Here is a 14,411-nt window from a genome sequence, read left to right as displayed (position 1 = left end):
GCCGGCAGAGCCTGGGCGGGTCGGAGGTACATCAACAGCCGGCTTGTCAGCGGCCGGGAACGGTCCCGGCCGCAGCGCGCAAATTAACGCGAGTAGACGTTCAGGGCCGGGAAGTAGTAAGCGATTTCCACGGCAGCGGTTTCAGCTGCGTCGGAACCGTGCACGGCGTTGGCGTCGATGGAATCGGCGAAATCGGCGCGGATGGTGCCCGGTTCGGCTTTCTTCGGATCGGTGGCGCCCATCAGGTCGCGGTTTTTCAGGATGGCGCCTTCGCCTTCCAGCACCTGGATCATGACGGGGCCGGAGATCATGAAGTCCACCAGGTCCTTGAAGAAGGGACGGGCGGCGTGCACGGCGTAGAAGCCTTCCGCTTCAGCGCGCGACAGCTGGGTCATGCGTGCTGCGACCACTTTCAGACCAGCCTCTTCGAAACGGCTGTAGATTTTGCCGATTACGTTTTTGGCGACTGCGTCCGGTTTGATGATCGACAGGGTGCGTTCGATAGCCATGTAAAAAACTCCAATAAAAATAAAGGTTTAAAACAAAATTGGTGATCCAATCAACCTTCGATTTTAGCATAGAACCCCTGGCAGGCCCTATATTCCGTTCCAGCAAGGGGCAAATGCCCTGTTTTAAGCCGGTTCTAAGCCCCGGCGGGCACGGTTTTTGTGCATTTTCGCACCGACATGCTATGCTTTTATCAAAGGGGCGCACATCAACAGCCCCGATTCCACTATCAGGAGGACGTATGGCAAACTTGCAAAAAACTTATGATTATGTAGGCAGCAGCCGTGCCGTGCAGCACAATGTGCTGCGCAACACCTATTGGCTGCTGGCCCTGTCCATGATACCGACCGTGTTCGGCGCCGTGCTGGGCGTGACCTTCCACATCCCCGCCCTCACCGGCGGCCTGGGCGCGCTGCTGTTCCTGGCGATCGCCTTCGGTTTCATCTGGGCCATCGAAAAGAACAAGGACTCGGGCCTGGGCGTCGGCCTGTTGCTGGGCTTTACCTTCTTCATGGGCCTGATGCTGACGCCCATCCTGGAGCGCATCCTGGGCTTCTCCAACGGCGTGACCCTGATCGCCATGGCCTTTGGCGGTACCGCGGCCGTGTTCGGCACCATGGCGACCATCGCCACCGTGTCCAAGCGCGACTTCTCGGCCATGGGCAAATGGCTGTTTGCCGGCGTGATCGTGCTGATGGTGGCGTCCATCGCCAACATCTTCCTGGGCCTGTCGGCGCTGGCCATGGTGGTGTCGGTAATGGCCATCGGTATCTTCTCTGCCTACATCCTGTATGACGTGCAGCAGATCGTGAACGGCGGCGAGACCAACTACATCCGCGCCACCCTCAGCATCTACCTGGACGTGTACAACATCTTCGTCAACCTGCTGTCGCTGCTGGGCATCGTCGGCGGCAACCGCGACTAAGCTGTCCGCCACACAGCAAAAAGCCGGCTGCGCGCCGGCTTTTTTTTCGTCCGCGGAAACCAGCCGGCGCGCACTAGGCGGCGCGCTGGCCGGCGGGCCGCTGCGGCGGCAGTTCGTGCACCACCAGCGGCGTGTCCTCGGACACGGCCGCCAGCCAGCCGGCGCCCTGGATGGCGCGCAGCCCATCCTGGTAACCCTGGTCCCAGCGCCAGGCGATCGAGCCCTGCGAAAAATTGATGTCCTTGGCCGCCATGTTCCAGTCGCGCCCGGCATACGGCAGGCGCACCACGTGCAGGGTGCTGCCGCAGCCCAGGGCTTCCAGTTCGGCTTGCTGCTGCGGCGTGCGCCGCTCGGGCGGCAGCGCCGAATACAGCTCGCGCAGCTTTTGCCGCAGCTGGTGGGTGGCGACATAATCCTGCAGGTGGCGATGCGAACGGGAGGCGAAGGTGACATCCTTCTGGCGCGTCTGCACCTCGTCCAGGGTGGTGGGCTCGGGGCCGTCCGCGCTCCACAGGTCCACCATGAAGCACAGCGTATCGACCTGCTTGCTGTCGTCCAGCACGGTTTCCAGCGGGGTATTGGAATACAGCCCGCCATCCCAGTACAGTTCGCCGTCTATGCGTACCGGCGGAAAGCCGGGCGGCAGCGCGCCGCTGGCGCGCACGTGGTCGGCGCGGATGTCGAGTTCGCGGTTGTCGAAGCCGCGCAAGGTGCCGCAGGTGACCTTGAGGGCGTTCACGGTCAGGCGCATGCCGCCGTCCGCGTTCAGGTAATCGAAATCGACCAATTCGGCCAGGGTGGCGGCCAGTTCGGCAGTATCGTAGAAGCTGGCTTCCTCGGGCGGCACCGGCAGTCCGGCCGCGAAGGGGCTGAACACGCGCGGCTTGAAAAAGCCGGACACGCCGCGCAGCAGCGTATCCCAGGTTTGCAGCAGGACGTTGGAGCGCCGCTGCAGGTCCGGCACGCGCGCCATGTCCACGCTGTCCTGGTGGGACACGCGCTGCCAGAATTGCTTGAGCCGCGCCAGGCGCCGCTCGGGAGGATTGCCGGCCACCAGGGCCGCATTGATGGCGCCGATGGAAGTGCCCACCACCCAGTCGGGGGCCAGGCCGTGCTCGTGCATGGCCTGGAACACCCCGGCCTGGTAGGCCCCCAGCGCGCCGCCGCCCTGCAGCACCAGCACGATGCGCAGGCCGGCCGGATTGAGCGGGTGGACGGCCTGGTTCAAGCGCGCCCTCCCCGTTTAATGGCTGCGCTTGTAGCGCACCAGCACGGCGGCGCCGGCCGCCAGCAGCGCGCCCACGGCCAGCGCCGGCTTGACCAGGCGTTTGCGCGCCAGGAATGACCCTATGGTCAGCGCATACGGCATCAGCGACCTGAAATTGATGCCGCTCAGGCCGCCCGGCTGCAGCAGCGAACCAAAGCGCGCCTGGGCCACGCCCACCGCCTGGTCCACGGCGCCCAGGAACAAACGGTCCGGGTGCAGGGCCTCGGCCAGCTGGGCCTTGGCGTGCAGGCTGGTCATGCGGTAAATCTCGCCCTGCTTGATGAGGCGCTGTTTGTCGGCCTCGACTCTGCGTTCAGCTTCGGTCATGTGGATTCCTTACAGCAGGGTGTCGCGGTCTGCCTTGAGCTCGGCCATGGTGGCCGGCAAGGACAGTTTACCGCTGCGTATCAGGCCGCGCGCATACAGCACGAGCACGATGGCGGCCACCGCGAACAGGCCGGTCAGCAGCGGCAGGATGGTCCAGCCGATCGCGTCCCAGGCCAGCCAGGCAATGGTGACGGTGGCGTAGGCCAGGGCAAAGAAGCCCGCCATGGCCGCCAGCGAGAACACCACCACCAGCTGTATCAGGTGGTTGCGCACCTCGGACAGTTCCAGCGCAGCCAGCTCCAGCCGCGTGATGAGCAGCGCGGCGCCGCCGCGCAGCACCGCCCCGAGGGAGGCGATCAGGCCCGGCGGCGCCGGCTTGTCCATGGCATCCGCCACTTACTTGCGGCCCAGGATCACGCCCACCAGCAGGCCGACGCCGGCCGCGGCGGCGATCGAACGCCAGGGGTTTTCCTTGACGTAGTCGTCGGCCTGCTTGGCCACTTCCTTGCTGGCGGCAATCGCGCTGACCTGGGCGTCGTGCGCCTTGGCCAGTGCCGTGTCCAGCGCGCGCATGCCGCGGCTGCGCAGTTCCTCGGCCTTCTCGCCGGTCAGGGCGGTGGCGGCGGTGAACAGGGCTTGCGCATCCTTGACCAGCGTTTTCACGTCATTGTTCACGGTACTGATATTTTGTTCCAGCATGATGGGGCTCCGGTTTGGTTGGGGTAGTGATGAAAACTTTACAGCAGGGACCTCATTCCAGCAAGTCGCGCATATCGTCCGCGTGCTCTTCCTCCACCGCCAGTATCTTGACCAGCAGGTGGCGCGTGGTCGGATCCTTGTCGCCGATGCGCTCTATCATCTGGCGGTAGGACTCGATGGCGACCCGTTCCGCGATCAGGTTGGCCCTGACCATGGATTGCACGTCCTCGGAAGCATCATACTCGGCATGGCTGCGGGCGAGCAACGTGGCCGGGTTGAAATCGGGCGCGCCGTTGAGCTGGACGATGCGCTCGGCCAGCCAGTCCGCGTGTTCCTGCTCCTGGTTGGCGTGCTCCAGGAACTCGGCCTTGATGGGGCCGTTCTGCAGGCCGGTCACGGTGTAGTAGTGGCGCTTGTAGCGGTTAATGCACACCAGCTCGGTGGCCAGGGCGTCGTTGAGCATCTTGATGACTTCTTCCCGGTTGCCCTGGTAGCCATTGGTGACGGCGCCATCCATGATGTTGCGGGCCGCCTCGCGGATGGCCGCGGTATCGATGCCTGCCGGTTGGGTGGGGTTAGCTTCTGCCATGATAATCCTTCCTGGTTTGAGTAATCAGAATGCGCCGCGCGCCATGCGCGGCGCGAAATTTAGCGGCGGTTGGCGATCGGGGCGCCGTTTTGCGACAGCACGATTTCCACCCGACGGTTCAGCTGGCGGCTGCCGGCGTCGGTGTTGCTGGCCACCGGATAGGCTTCGCCATAGCCGCGCGTGGCGATCTTGTCGCTTTTCACGCCCAGGCCGATCAGGGCATTGCGCACGGATTCGGCGCGGCGCTGCGACAGTTGCAGGTTGTGGTCGGCGCTGCCGGTACTATCCGTAAACCCTTCGACCATCACCACGCTTTGCGGTTCCTGCAGCAGCACATCGGCCAGCTTTTGCACGGTGCGCATGCCGTCCGGGCTGAGGTCGGCGCGGTCCAGGTTAAACAGCACGTCGGACAGCGTAATCACCAGGCCGCGGTCGGTCTTCTTGGCCTGCAGATCGGCCAGCTGCTGCTCCAGCTGGGCGTTGCGGGCCTGCTGTTCGCGGGCGGCCTGCTCGGCGTTGGCGGCCTGGTTGGCGGCGGCCATGGCGGCGGCGCGGGCCTGGTCGGCCTGCATCCTGGCGCGGTCGGCGGCGGCCTTGGCCTGGTTGGCTTCCAGGGTGCGCTGCTCGAGGCGGATTTCGTCGCGTTGGCGGCCGGCGGCGGCCACGTCGGCCTCGGCCTTCTTCTGCTTGCCGATTTCCCGAGCGGTGGCGATCTTCTGCTTGGCGACATAGGCCAGCTTGTCGATCTGTTCCGGGCTCTCGTTCTTGGCGGCGGCGTTATTGGCCTGGTCCAGCGCATCCGAGGCCTGCTTCAGCTCCAGCTGGGCGTAATTGGCCACCGAGGGGTTGCTCTGGGCGGCCAGGAAGTCGCCGCGGGTCTGGTCCAGCAGGCTGGTGGTGGTCGGGGTCGAGCTGCAGGCGGCCATCAGCAGCGACAGGGAGAAGATGGCCGGCACGAAGGTGAGTTTTTTCATGATGGGTCCTCGTTCTTGCTGTTATTGGATGGGATTGGCGGCGGTGCTGCGGTCCAGCTCCTCGCGCATCAGGCGGATGCTGCGCTGTAGTTCGTCGGCGGCGGCCGTGGCCTTGGTGGAGTTGGCCTTGCTCTGGGCCAGCTGGGCGTCGGCCTGGGCCTGGGTGGCCAGGTCGCGCGCCTTGCTGTAGTCGCGGGCGGCCAGGGCCTGGTTGGCGGCCATCAGTTTTTCGCGTGCGGCCGTCATCTCGGCCGGGGCCAGGTCGCCGGCGCCGGCGCTGGTGGCGTTGGCCACGGCCGCGCGCGACACGGCGACATCGGCGGTGGCGGGGGTTTTCTCGCTGGCGCAGGCGGCCAGGCCCAGGGCGACGGCGACGCCGCCCAGCAGTTGCAAGCGGCGGCTAACGGTAGAGGTTCTCATTATTTTTTCTCCTTGATAGCGTGAGGGGTACGACTGGTTGTTGGGGGCTGTTTTTTGCACAGGCTCAGTTATAGACCCGGGCCCGCTCCGCTTCAGTACGGTGCCGCACATACCTTGGTATAGTTCATCTTTTGGCATCCAAACCCGACACCAGCCCATGCCGATCAGCCGCCGCACCCGCATTTCCCTCGCCGCCGCCGGCCTGCTGGCGGGCCTGCCCGCCGCCGCCATCGTGGCGCTGCTCTGCGCCGACTGGAACCGGGTCAAGCCCTGGCTCAACGACAAGGTCAGCGCGGCCATCGACCGCCCGTTCGAGATCCGCGGCGACCTGTCGCTGCGCTGGGAGCGCCAGGACGGCGCCGGCAGCGGCTGGGGCGCTTATCTGTCTCTGCCGCTGCCGCACTTGCTGGCGCGCGACGTCCACATCGGCAATCCGGCCGGGCTGCCGGCAGGAGAGATGGCCAGCGCCGCCGAATTCTCCTTTACCCTGGACCTGCTGCCGCTGCTCAGCCAGCGCATTTCCATTCCCATGCTGCGCTTCAGCAATCCCAACGTGCTGCTGCAGCGCGGCGCAGACGGCCGCAACAACTGGACATTCCAGCACCGCGACCAGCCCTCGCCCTGGAAGCTGGAACTGCGCAGCGTGGTGTTCACCAAGGGCACGGTGACGTACACGGACGCCCTCACCCGGGTCCAGGCCATGGCCCGGGTCGACACCATCAGCGATCCCGTCTACGGCGTGGCCTGGACCCTGGCCGGCACCTGGCGCGGCCAGGCCATCAGCGGCGAAGGCAAGGCCGGCGCCGTGCTGACCTTGCAGGAACAGGCCCGGCCCTTCCCGCTGCAGGCCAGCCTGCGCGCGGGCGGCGTCCAGGCCTCGGTGCAGGGCACGCTGACCAAGCCCACCGACCTGGCCGCGCTGGACTTGCAGCTCAAGCTGTCCGGCGCCAGCATGGCGCGCCTGTATCCGCTGACCGGAGTGCTGCTGCCGGAAACGCCGGCCTTCGCCACCGAGGGCCGGCTCAGCGGGCGCATCCGCGAGCACGCCAGCGAGTGGGTGTACGACCGCTTCACCGGCCGGGTCGGCTCCAGCGACATCGGCGGCCATGCCGAGTACAAGACGGGCAAGCCGCTGCCGCGCCCGCTGCTGACCGGCGACATCAGCTCCCAGCTGCTGCAATTCTCCGACCTGGGCCCGCTGGTGGGCGCCGACTCCAACGCCAGCAAGGAGGCGCGCGGGGTGGACGAGGTGCAGCCGGGCGACAAGGTGCTGCCGGTGGAACCGTTCAAGACCGAGCGCTGGACCGCGCTCGACGCCAGGGTCGGCTTCAAGGCGCGCCGCCTGGTGCGCGAGCAGGAGCTGCCCATCCACAACGTGGATACCGTGATCCACATGCAGGACGGGGTGCTCGACCTCACCCCGCTCAAGTTCGACATCGCCGGCGGCACCTGGACCTCGAACATCGTGCTGGACGGCAGCGGCAAGGTGAACCCGAACGCCATCCGCGCCACCCTGCAGGGCGCGGCCCGCCAGCTGCAGCTGAAAAAACTGTTCCCTTCGATAGACGGCATGCAGGCCACGGTGGGCCAGGTCAACGCCGACGTCTCGCTGTCGGCCACCGGCAATTCCGTGGCCAGCCTGCTGGGCTCGTCCAACGGCGAACTCAAATCGGTGCTGAGCCAGGGCACCGTCAGCAAGCTGCTGCTGGAGGAAATGGGGCTCAACATCGGCAGCGTGGTGCTGACCAAGCTGGCCGGCGACCGCCAGATCAAGCTCAATTGCATGGTGACCGACTTCAGCGTCACCAACGGCTTGATGCGCTCGCGCCTGTTCGTGACCGACACCGAGGACGCCCGCCTCAGCGTGGACGGCACGGTCAACCTGGCCAATGAAAAACTGGACCTGACGCTGCGGCCGGACAGCAAGGGCTTGCGCGTGTTCTCGCTGCGCTCCCCCATCCACATCGAGGGCAGCTTCAAGAAGCCGGATGTCAGCGTGGACAAGAAAGTGCTGGCCCTGCGCGCCGGCAGCGCCCTGGCGCTGGCCGTGGTGGCGCCGGTGGCGGCCATCGTGCCGCTGGTGCACGCCGGCCCGGCCGAGACGCCGGGCTGCGCCACCCTGGTGGCCCAGGCCGGGGGCAAGCCGGTGGCGCCGCCGCCCAAACAGAAATAGCGGATGATTTTGCAGAGTGTGCGCTGGCGAACGGAGACGGGGCGGGTTCTTCCGTAACCTGAAGCCACCTTACTCGTACATCAAGGAGATCATCATGAACATCAAGAAACTGGCTTCGATTGCCACCATCGTGGGCGCCACCGTGGGCCTGAGCGCCTGCGCAGGCATGTCGGCACAGGACCAGAACACCGCCATCGGCGCCGGTGTCGGCGCCGTGGCAGGCTCGGTCCTGACCGGCGGCAGCGCAGTGGGGACGGTCGGTGGCGCCGCTGTCGGCGGCGTGATCGGCAACCAGGTGAGCAAGCCGCCCCGTTGAACCGGCGCGACACCCCCCAGGGCCGTCCTCGCGACGGCCTTTTTCTTTGGGCCGCCGCCGGAACGAGGCACCGCAAGTGTACTCAGATGAATACGCCGGACATGCCGATGGCGCCGCCATCCTTGACCAGTTCATAGCAGCGGCAGGATACGGCCTCCAGGCCGGAGGAATCGAGGATCTCGATATTGCCGCGGCTGTAGGTGATCAGGCCCTGCTGCTGCAGCGCGCTGGCGGCCTTGGTCACGCCGACCCGGCGCACGCCCAGCGCATGGGCCAGGAACTCGTGGGTGAGATGGAATTTTTCCGACTGCAGCCGGTCGCGCGTGATCAGCAGCGAACGCGCCAGGCGCGCCTCCAGCACGTGGAAGCGGCTGCACACGGCGATCTGGATGGCTTGCGCCAGCAGGGTGCCCGTGTAGCGCGACAGCAGCCGCTGCAGCGACTCCAAGCGCTGGAACTCGGCCACGAAATCGTCGGCCTCCATGCGCGCCAGGCGGCCGGCGCGCTGCACCACGGCGCGCACCTGGCCGCTGGCATGGCCCAAGGCCACCGAGCCGCCCAGCATGCCCTCGCGGCCCACCGCGCCCACTTCCAGCGTCATGCGGCCCTCGGCCACGGCCAGCAGCGACACCAGGGCGTCCACCGGGAAGTACACATGGCGTATGGGCTGGCCCGGCTCGTACAGCACGTCGCCCAACTCCACCTGCACCATCTCGCACAGGGCCGACAGGTGCGACTGGTCGCCCTCCGGGAGGCTGGATAGCAGCAGGTTGGCGGGGCCGCGCGTGTTTGCGCGCTCGCCGCGTTCATCATCGCGGACGGTATCGAAGGAAAGGTTCATGGGCAGATCAGCCTCAGGTTGCAGATTTTCCCCGAGCGTAACGAGGTTCAACCCCCCTGTATGTACGGTGACGCACGGAAGAAAAGCATGTCTAAGTGGAAAATCCCAGCCATCCTGCCGGGCGCCCGCGCACGGCCCGAACAACAACAGCTAGGAGCTCACTATGGACACCAACCACACCCCCGCCAAGTCGTCGCTGCACCCGGTCCTGGTCATTGCCGCCGTGGCCGTCATCCTGTTCTGCGGCGTCGGCAGCGCCGCCCTGATGGGCTGGCTGCCCAATTCCAACGCCAACGGCAGCGGCACCGTGCCGCCCGCCGCGCTGGTGAACGAAGCGCCCCCGGCCAACGCGCCGGCCAACAGTCTCAACGCCAACGGCGCCTACCCCAACGGCAACTATGCCAGCGGCGCCTATCCCAACGGCGCGCCGGCCCCGGCCCTGGCCGCCGCCGCACCGGCGCCAGCGCCCGTGAGCGCAGCCGCGCCCGCGCCTGCCGTGTGCGGCAATTGCGGCGTGGTGGAATCCGTGCGTGAAATCCAGACCCGCGCCCAGGGCAGCGGCGTGGGCGCGGCTGGCGGCGCCATCCTCGGCGGCCTGCTGGGCAACCAGGTCGGCAGCGGCCATGGCCGCCAGCTGGCCACGGTGGCCGGTGCGGTGGGCGGCGCGGTGGCCGGCAACCAGATCGAGGGCAATATGAAGGCCACCCGCAGCTATGAAATCGTGGTGCGCATGGATAACGGCAAGACCCGCACCCTGCACCAGAAAGCCGCCCCGGCTTTCCGCTCGGGCGACGCGGTGCGCATCGTCAACGGCCAGCTGCGCGCGGCCTGATACTCGGGGGTTGCAATTCGCCGTTGCAATTAGGTACGGCACCGTACGGAAAACCGGACCGTACCCACAGATAATGGACTCATGCTTCTGGACCACACCGGCAGCTGATCAACCAAAAACAACCTACGCTGAGGAGAAAATCATGCTCTATACCATAGCCGTTGTACTGCTCATTCTCTGGCTGCTGGGCATCGTCACGTCCTACACCATCGGCGGCTTCATCCACGTGCTGCTGGTGGTCGCCATCATCATGGTGCTGCTGCGCCTGATCAGCGGACGCGGCATCTAGCGCCCTGCTGCCCCATGCACGGCGCGCCGTCTGACAGCGGCGCGCCGTTGTCATTTCCACCCTACCAAGGAGGCCCCATGAAACGCCTGACCCTCTTGCTGCTGGCCCTGGCCGGCGCCCAGGCCGGCGCACAAACCATCAAGCCCGGCCTGTGGGAGCTGAAGCACCAGCTCAAGGCCGACGATCCGCAAACCGGCGCGGCCCTGTCGGCCGCCTACGAGCAGTTGGCCAAGCTACCGCCGGAACAGCGCGCCCGCATCGAAGCCATGGTGACCCAGAACGGCGGCACCATGCCCAAGATAGGCCGCGATGGCAGCACCACCCTGCAAGCCTGCATTACCGAGGAGATGATCGCCAAGCGCCAGCTGCCACTGGGCCAGCAAGGCAAGTGCAATTCCAGCGCCCAGCCGGTGAGCGGAGGCTACAACATTTCGTTCAGCTGCAACGAGCCGCCCTCCAGCGGCCAGGGCCAGGTGCGCTTCAGCAGCGACACGGCCTTTACCATGCACATGAACGTCAGCAACAACGTCACCGGGACGCCGCAAAAGATGACGGTGGAATCCAGCGGGCACTGGGTCGCCGCCAGCTGCCCCGCCGCCAAGGCCGGCTGACCGGCTCGCGTGCTGCCGGCCGGTGGCTGGCGGTCTACTGTATCCCGGCCCAGGCGAAATACAGGTCGCGCGCCAGCGTGGCCACCGGCCCCACCGGCAGTTCGCGGCCTTCATAGCGGATGCAGGGAGTGACCTTGCCGAAGTTGCCGGTGTTGAACAGCTCGGTGGCGGAATCCAGTTCCTCGGGCCGCACGCTGCGCTCCTGCACCGTGACGCCCTCCTCGGCCAGCAGCCGTATCACGCGGGCGCGCGTGATGCCGGACAGGAAAGTGCCGTTGGCCGCCGGCGTCACCACGTGGCCGGCCGGGGTCACCAGGAACAGGTTGGCGGTGGCGAACTCGGCCACATTGCCCTTGCTGTCGCACACGACGGCATTGTCAAAGCCGCGTTCCCTGGCCTCGCGCAGCACGCGCGAGGTGTTGGCGTACAGCGAGGACGCCTTGGCGTCCGTGGGCGCCATGGACGGATCGGGACGCAGCAGCCGGGACAGGCAGGCCGTGAAGCCGGTGAAGGGCGGCAGCGGCGCATCGAACAGGGTCAGGGCAAACGCGCTCTTCTCGGGCAGCGGCACCAGCAGGCCGTCGGTGCCGAACACCAGCGGGCGGATGTACAGCTCGGCCTCGGCCGGGAACCTGGCCACGCCCTCGCGCACCAGGCGCTCCATCTCGTCCACGCTGAGCGGGCAGCGCAGGCCCAGGCGCTCGGCGGAGGCGACCACCCGTTCCAGGTGCGGACGCAGGTCCGGCATATGTCCCCGGATGGAACGGGCGCCATCGAAGACCGATGATCCCAGCCACACACTGTGGTCCATGGCGCCAAACAGGGGAGTGTTGCCCTCGCTCCAGTTACCGTTGAAATACGTCAGATACATGCCTGTCTCCTTTCGCTGTCGTGGGGAGCGGCGCCCGTCGCTGCGTGCGCGCGCGTCTGCCTACGGTAGCACAGATGGGGGCTTTTATATGACAAATCATTGCGCGCGCAGGAGGGCGCGGCGTGTCAGAAGGCGTGGCGCAGGCCCACCGTCAGGGCGCGGTCGCCCTTGCCTCGTTCGCTGGCAGTACCGACCGCATAGCCGGCGCCGTTCTTGTTCTGTATCTTCGCAAACGAGCCATACACCGAGGTGCGGCGCGACAGCGCATGGCTGACGCCCACGGCCAGCTGGTTGGCGTCCTGGCGCATCAGGGTGCGGTCATCCTTGCGGATGAAGGAAGCGAGGAAGGTGGTGGCGCCCACCGGCACCGCCACGCCCACCAGGGTGTCGCGCGTGTTGGCGATGGGGTTGTTGACGGTGACGCCGCCGTAGGGGTTGCTCTGGTCCCAGGGGTTGGCGCCCGGTCCCTTGCTCACCCCGTAGGCCACGTAGCCGGTGAAGTGGCCGAAGTCCATGTTGGCGGCCACCAGGGAATTGCGGGCCGACAGGTCGGCGGCCGGCGCGGTGCCGGTGGCGTCGATCAGGTTGTCCTTGCGCTGGTGCGATACGCTCAGGCGCAGCGGCCCGTTCTCGTAGCCCAGCGACAGGCCATAGGCGCGGTTGACCTTGCTGTTATAGGGCAGTTCGCCGAAGCTGTAGATCAGGCCAGCAATCACGCCCTTGTGGCGCGGCGAGGTGTACTTGATGGTGTTGTCGTAGCGCTGGGTGGTGTAGCCCACCAGGTTGGCGGCGCTGCCGGTCATGCCCCCATGGAAGGGGTCGGCCACCTCGGTCAGGGTGTCGTACACCAGGTTGTACTGGCGGCCCAGGGTGACCATGCCAAACGGGCTGTCCAGGCCGACGAACACCTGGCGGCCGAACAGCTTGCCGCTATCCTCGGCGGCGCCGGTGTCGGCGCGCACGCCCGCTTCCACCGTGTAGACGGCGGCGGCGCCCTTGCCCAGTTCCTCGCGGCCGGTGACGCCGATGCGCGAGGGCGTGGCGACGCCGCTACTGACTTTGGTGGTGGCGCAGTCGCCGGTGCAGCCGCGCTCGGACACCACGCCGGCGTCCAACACCCCATACACGGTGGGCGAACCGCCGGCCGGGCTGGGCGCGGCATTCTGCGCGCCCGCCATCAGGGGCAGCAGCAGAGGCAACAGCGAAGCACAAGTCAGGCGGTTCATGGTGCGCAGAAAACTCGATGGGCGCCGCTGCCAGCCGCGGCCACTACCGAGTTGTTCGTCTCGGTAGGTTTATCTTACGTCTCCCTGACAGGTTGTCTCTGTGCGACGCATCACGGAAATTTGATCCATGTCCAATCCAGGCGCTGTACGGCAGGTCTATAGTGGCGGGCAGCCATCCCACAATACGAAAGGAACGACGATGTGCCCAGCCCCCGTACACCAGCAATACGCCGCACTGCGCCGCAGCGCCCATGACGCCCTCGACCTGCTGCGCGATGGCGACACCATCATCGTGCCCTGCGGCGCCGGCGAGCCGCCCTCCCTGCTGACCGCCCTGTCCGAACAGCGCACCCGTTTCCGCGACATCAAGGTGTCGCAAATCCTGGCGCTGCGCAAGTACGGCTATTTCGATTGCGACACGGTGCAGCACGTGCGCCACCTGGCGCTGTTCTTCGGCGGCGCCTCGCGCGCGGCCGGCCAGGCCGGCTGGGCCGATTTCATCCCGGCCTATTTCTCGGAGCTGCCCATGCTGATCGAGCGCGGCCAGGTCGGCGCCGATGTCGTGTTCGCGATGGCCTCGCCCATGGATGAACACGGCTATTTCTCGCTCAGCCTGGGGACCGACTACACCATGGCGGCCGTGGCCAGGGCGCGCGCCGTGGTGCTGGAAGTCAATCCCAACGTGCCATTCGCGCACGGGCAATGCCATGTGCACGTGTCACAGGTGGCGGCCGTGGTGGAAAGCGCCGATCCCCTCATCGAGGTTGGCCTGCCCTGCGTGGGACCGGTGCAGCAGGCCATCGGCAAGTACGTGGCCGACATGATAGAGGATGGCTCCACCCTGCAGATAGGCTATGGCGGCATTCCGGACGCCGTGGTCACCCAGCTCACCGGCAAGCAGGACCTGGGCATACACACTGAAATGATAGGCGACGGCATCCTGACGCTGGTGGAAGCGGGCGCGGTCACCAACCGCCGCAAGACCTGGCTGCCGGGCAAGATGGTGGCCACCTTCGCGCTCGGCTCCAGGCGGCTGTACGACTTCATGCACCACAACCCCATGCTGGAAATGCACCCGTCCAATATCACCAACGACCCGTACATCGCCGGGCAGAACGACAAGCTGGTGGCCATCAACGCCAGCCTGCAGGTGGACTTGCTGGGCCAGTGCGGCTCCGAGAGCATCGCCCACCTGCCCTATTCCGGCACCGGCGGCCAGGTCGACTTCGTACGCGCCGCCAACCGCTCGCGCGGCGGCAAGGCCTTCATCGTGCTGCCCTCGACCGCCAAGGATGGCGCCATCTCGCGCATCGTGCCCACCCTCTCGCCCGGCACCCACGTCACCACCGGCAAGAACGACATCAACTACGTGGTCACGGAATACGGCGTGGCGCAGCTGCGCGGGAAGTCGGCGCGCCAGCGGGCGGCCGAACTGATCGCCATTGCCCACCCGGATTTCCGCGCCGAACTGCGGGCGCAGGCGCGCAAGATCCTGCTTTGCTAGTCGGAAACTTGTGTTCGCCAGCGTACATACATAGAGCATG

General features: G+C 66.6%; 18 protein-coding genes. 7 read left to right on the top strand and 11 right to left on the bottom strand.

Annotation, left to right across the window (positions count from 1 at the left end):
- Positions 1–83: 83 nt before the first annotated feature.
- Positions 84–509 (bottom strand): nucleoside-diphosphate kinase, encoded by a 426-nt coding sequence (ndk, locus tag ACLB1G_RS20535; RefSeq protein WP_491629096.1) that lies wholly within the window; start codon positions 507–509, stop codon positions 84–86.
- A 239-nt stretch (positions 510–748) separates the two neighbouring features.
- Between ndk and ACLB1G_RS20530 the strand changes: the two genes are divergently transcribed.
- Positions 749–1,432, top strand: coding sequence for a Bax inhibitor-1/YccA family protein (locus ACLB1G_RS20530; RefSeq protein ID WP_491629095.1), 684 nt, complete (start codon positions 749–751; stop codon positions 1,430–1,432).
- A 73-nt stretch (positions 1,433–1,505) separates the two neighbouring features.
- Here ACLB1G_RS20530 and ACLB1G_RS20525 read toward each other — a convergent pair whose 3' ends face one another.
- From ACLB1G_RS20525 to ACLB1G_RS20495, 7 genes are read right to left on the bottom strand one after another with little or no spacing between them, the layout of a single operon-like run.
- On the bottom strand, positions 1,506–2,660 hold the full coding sequence (locus ACLB1G_RS20525) for a patatin-like phospholipase family protein (protein ID WP_491629094.1): 1,155 nt from the start codon (positions 2,658–2,660) through the stop codon (positions 1,506–1,508).
- A gap of 15 nt (positions 2,661–2,675) precedes the next feature.
- On the bottom strand, positions 2,676–3,026 hold the full coding sequence (locus ACLB1G_RS20520) for a hypothetical protein (protein WP_491629093.1): 351 nt from the start codon (positions 3,024–3,026) through the stop codon (positions 2,676–2,678).
- A 9-nt stretch (positions 3,027–3,035) separates the two neighbouring features.
- Complete coding sequence (locus tag ACLB1G_RS20515) at positions 3,036–3,410, bottom strand: phage holin family protein (RefSeq protein WP_491629092.1); 375 nt, start codon at positions 3,408–3,410, stop codon at positions 3,036–3,038.
- Positions 3,411–3,422: 12 nt separating this feature from the next.
- Positions 3,423–3,725: an ElaB/YgaM/YqjD family protein gene (locus ACLB1G_RS20510; RefSeq protein WP_491629091.1), complete on the bottom strand. Its 303-nt coding sequence runs from the start codon at positions 3,723–3,725 to the stop codon at positions 3,423–3,425.
- Between the two features lie 52 nt (positions 3,726–3,777).
- Positions 3,778–4,314 carry a ferritin-like domain-containing protein gene (locus tag ACLB1G_RS20505; protein ID WP_491629090.1) on the bottom strand — a complete coding sequence of 179 codons (537 nt, stop codon included), beginning with the start codon at positions 4,312–4,314 and terminating at the stop codon, positions 3,778–3,780.
- Positions 4,315–4,373: 59 nt separating this feature from the next.
- The gene (locus ACLB1G_RS20500; RefSeq protein ID WP_491629089.1) at positions 4,374–5,288 is read right to left on the bottom strand and encodes an OmpA family protein; all 915 of its coding nucleotides are present in this window, start codon (positions 5,286–5,288) and stop codon (positions 4,374–4,376) included.
- 21 nt (positions 5,289–5,309) lie between these two features.
- Positions 5,310–5,708: a DUF4398 domain-containing protein gene (locus ACLB1G_RS20495; protein ID WP_491629088.1), complete on the bottom strand. Its 399-nt coding sequence runs from the start codon at positions 5,706–5,708 to the stop codon at positions 5,310–5,312.
- A gap of 157 nt (positions 5,709–5,865) precedes the next feature.
- On the opposite strand from ACLB1G_RS20495, the gene ACLB1G_RS20490 reads away from it, so the two are divergent.
- Both ACLB1G_RS20490 and ACLB1G_RS20485 read left to right on the top strand, forming a co-directional pair.
- Positions 5,866–7,881: an AsmA family protein gene (locus tag ACLB1G_RS20490; protein ID WP_491629087.1), complete on the top strand. Its 2,016-nt coding sequence runs from the start codon at positions 5,866–5,868 to the stop codon at positions 7,879–7,881.
- A gap of 91 nt (positions 7,882–7,972) precedes the next feature.
- Positions 7,973–8,197 (top strand): YMGG-like glycine zipper-containing protein, encoded by a 225-nt coding sequence (locus ACLB1G_RS20485; RefSeq protein ID WP_491629217.1) that lies wholly within the window; start codon positions 7,973–7,975, stop codon positions 8,195–8,197.
- An 82-nt stretch (positions 8,198–8,279) separates the two neighbouring features.
- Here the strand turns inward: ACLB1G_RS20485 and ACLB1G_RS20480 are convergent, their stop codons facing one another.
- Positions 8,280–9,038, bottom strand: a complete 759-nt coding sequence (locus ACLB1G_RS20480) for a Crp/Fnr family transcriptional regulator (RefSeq protein ID WP_491629086.1) — start codon at positions 9,036–9,038, stop codon at positions 8,280–8,282.
- Between the two features lie 163 nt (positions 9,039–9,201).
- On the opposite strand from ACLB1G_RS20480, the gene ACLB1G_RS20475 reads away from it, so the two are divergent.
- The 3 genes from ACLB1G_RS20475 to ACLB1G_RS20465 all read left to right on the top strand — a co-directional run bounded on the left by ACLB1G_RS20475 (position 9,202) and on the right by ACLB1G_RS20465 (position 10,770).
- Positions 9,202–9,870: an outer membrane lipoprotein gene (locus tag ACLB1G_RS20475; RefSeq protein WP_491629085.1), complete on the top strand. Its 669-nt coding sequence runs from the start codon at positions 9,202–9,204 to the stop codon at positions 9,868–9,870.
- Positions 9,871–10,012: 142 nt separating this feature from the next.
- Positions 10,013–10,159, top strand: a complete 147-nt coding sequence (locus ACLB1G_RS20470; protein WP_491629084.1) for a lmo0937 family membrane protein — start codon at positions 10,013–10,015, stop codon at positions 10,157–10,159.
- A 77-nt stretch (positions 10,160–10,236) separates the two neighbouring features.
- On the top strand, positions 10,237–10,770 hold the full coding sequence (locus ACLB1G_RS20465) for a DUF3617 domain-containing protein (protein ID WP_491629083.1): 534 nt from the start codon (positions 10,237–10,239) through the stop codon (positions 10,768–10,770).
- Positions 10,771–10,804: 34 nt separating this feature from the next.
- Here the strand turns inward: ACLB1G_RS20465 and ACLB1G_RS20460 are convergent, their stop codons facing one another.
- The gene (locus tag ACLB1G_RS20460) at positions 10,805–11,641 is read right to left on the bottom strand and encodes a branched-chain amino acid aminotransferase (RefSeq protein ID WP_491629082.1); all 837 of its coding nucleotides are present in this window, start codon (positions 11,639–11,641) and stop codon (positions 10,805–10,807) included.
- 125 nt (positions 11,642–11,766) lie between these two features.
- Complete coding sequence (locus ACLB1G_RS20455; RefSeq protein WP_491629081.1) at positions 11,767–12,867, bottom strand: porin; 1,101 nt, start codon at positions 12,865–12,867, stop codon at positions 11,767–11,769.
- A gap of 199 nt (positions 12,868–13,066) precedes the next feature.
- Between ACLB1G_RS20455 and ACLB1G_RS20450 the strand changes: the two genes are divergently transcribed.
- The gene (locus ACLB1G_RS20450) at positions 13,067–14,371 is read left to right on the top strand and encodes an acetyl-CoA hydrolase/transferase family protein (RefSeq protein ID WP_491629080.1); all 1,305 of its coding nucleotides are present in this window, start codon (positions 13,067–13,069) and stop codon (positions 14,369–14,371) included.
- Positions 14,372–14,411 lie beyond the last annotated feature (40 nt).

It is taken from the genome of Duganella kummerowiae (genome assembly GCF_053572355.1).
Note: the sequence above shows the minus strand (reverse complement) of the source record. Positions and strands in the feature narration are given on the sequence as shown.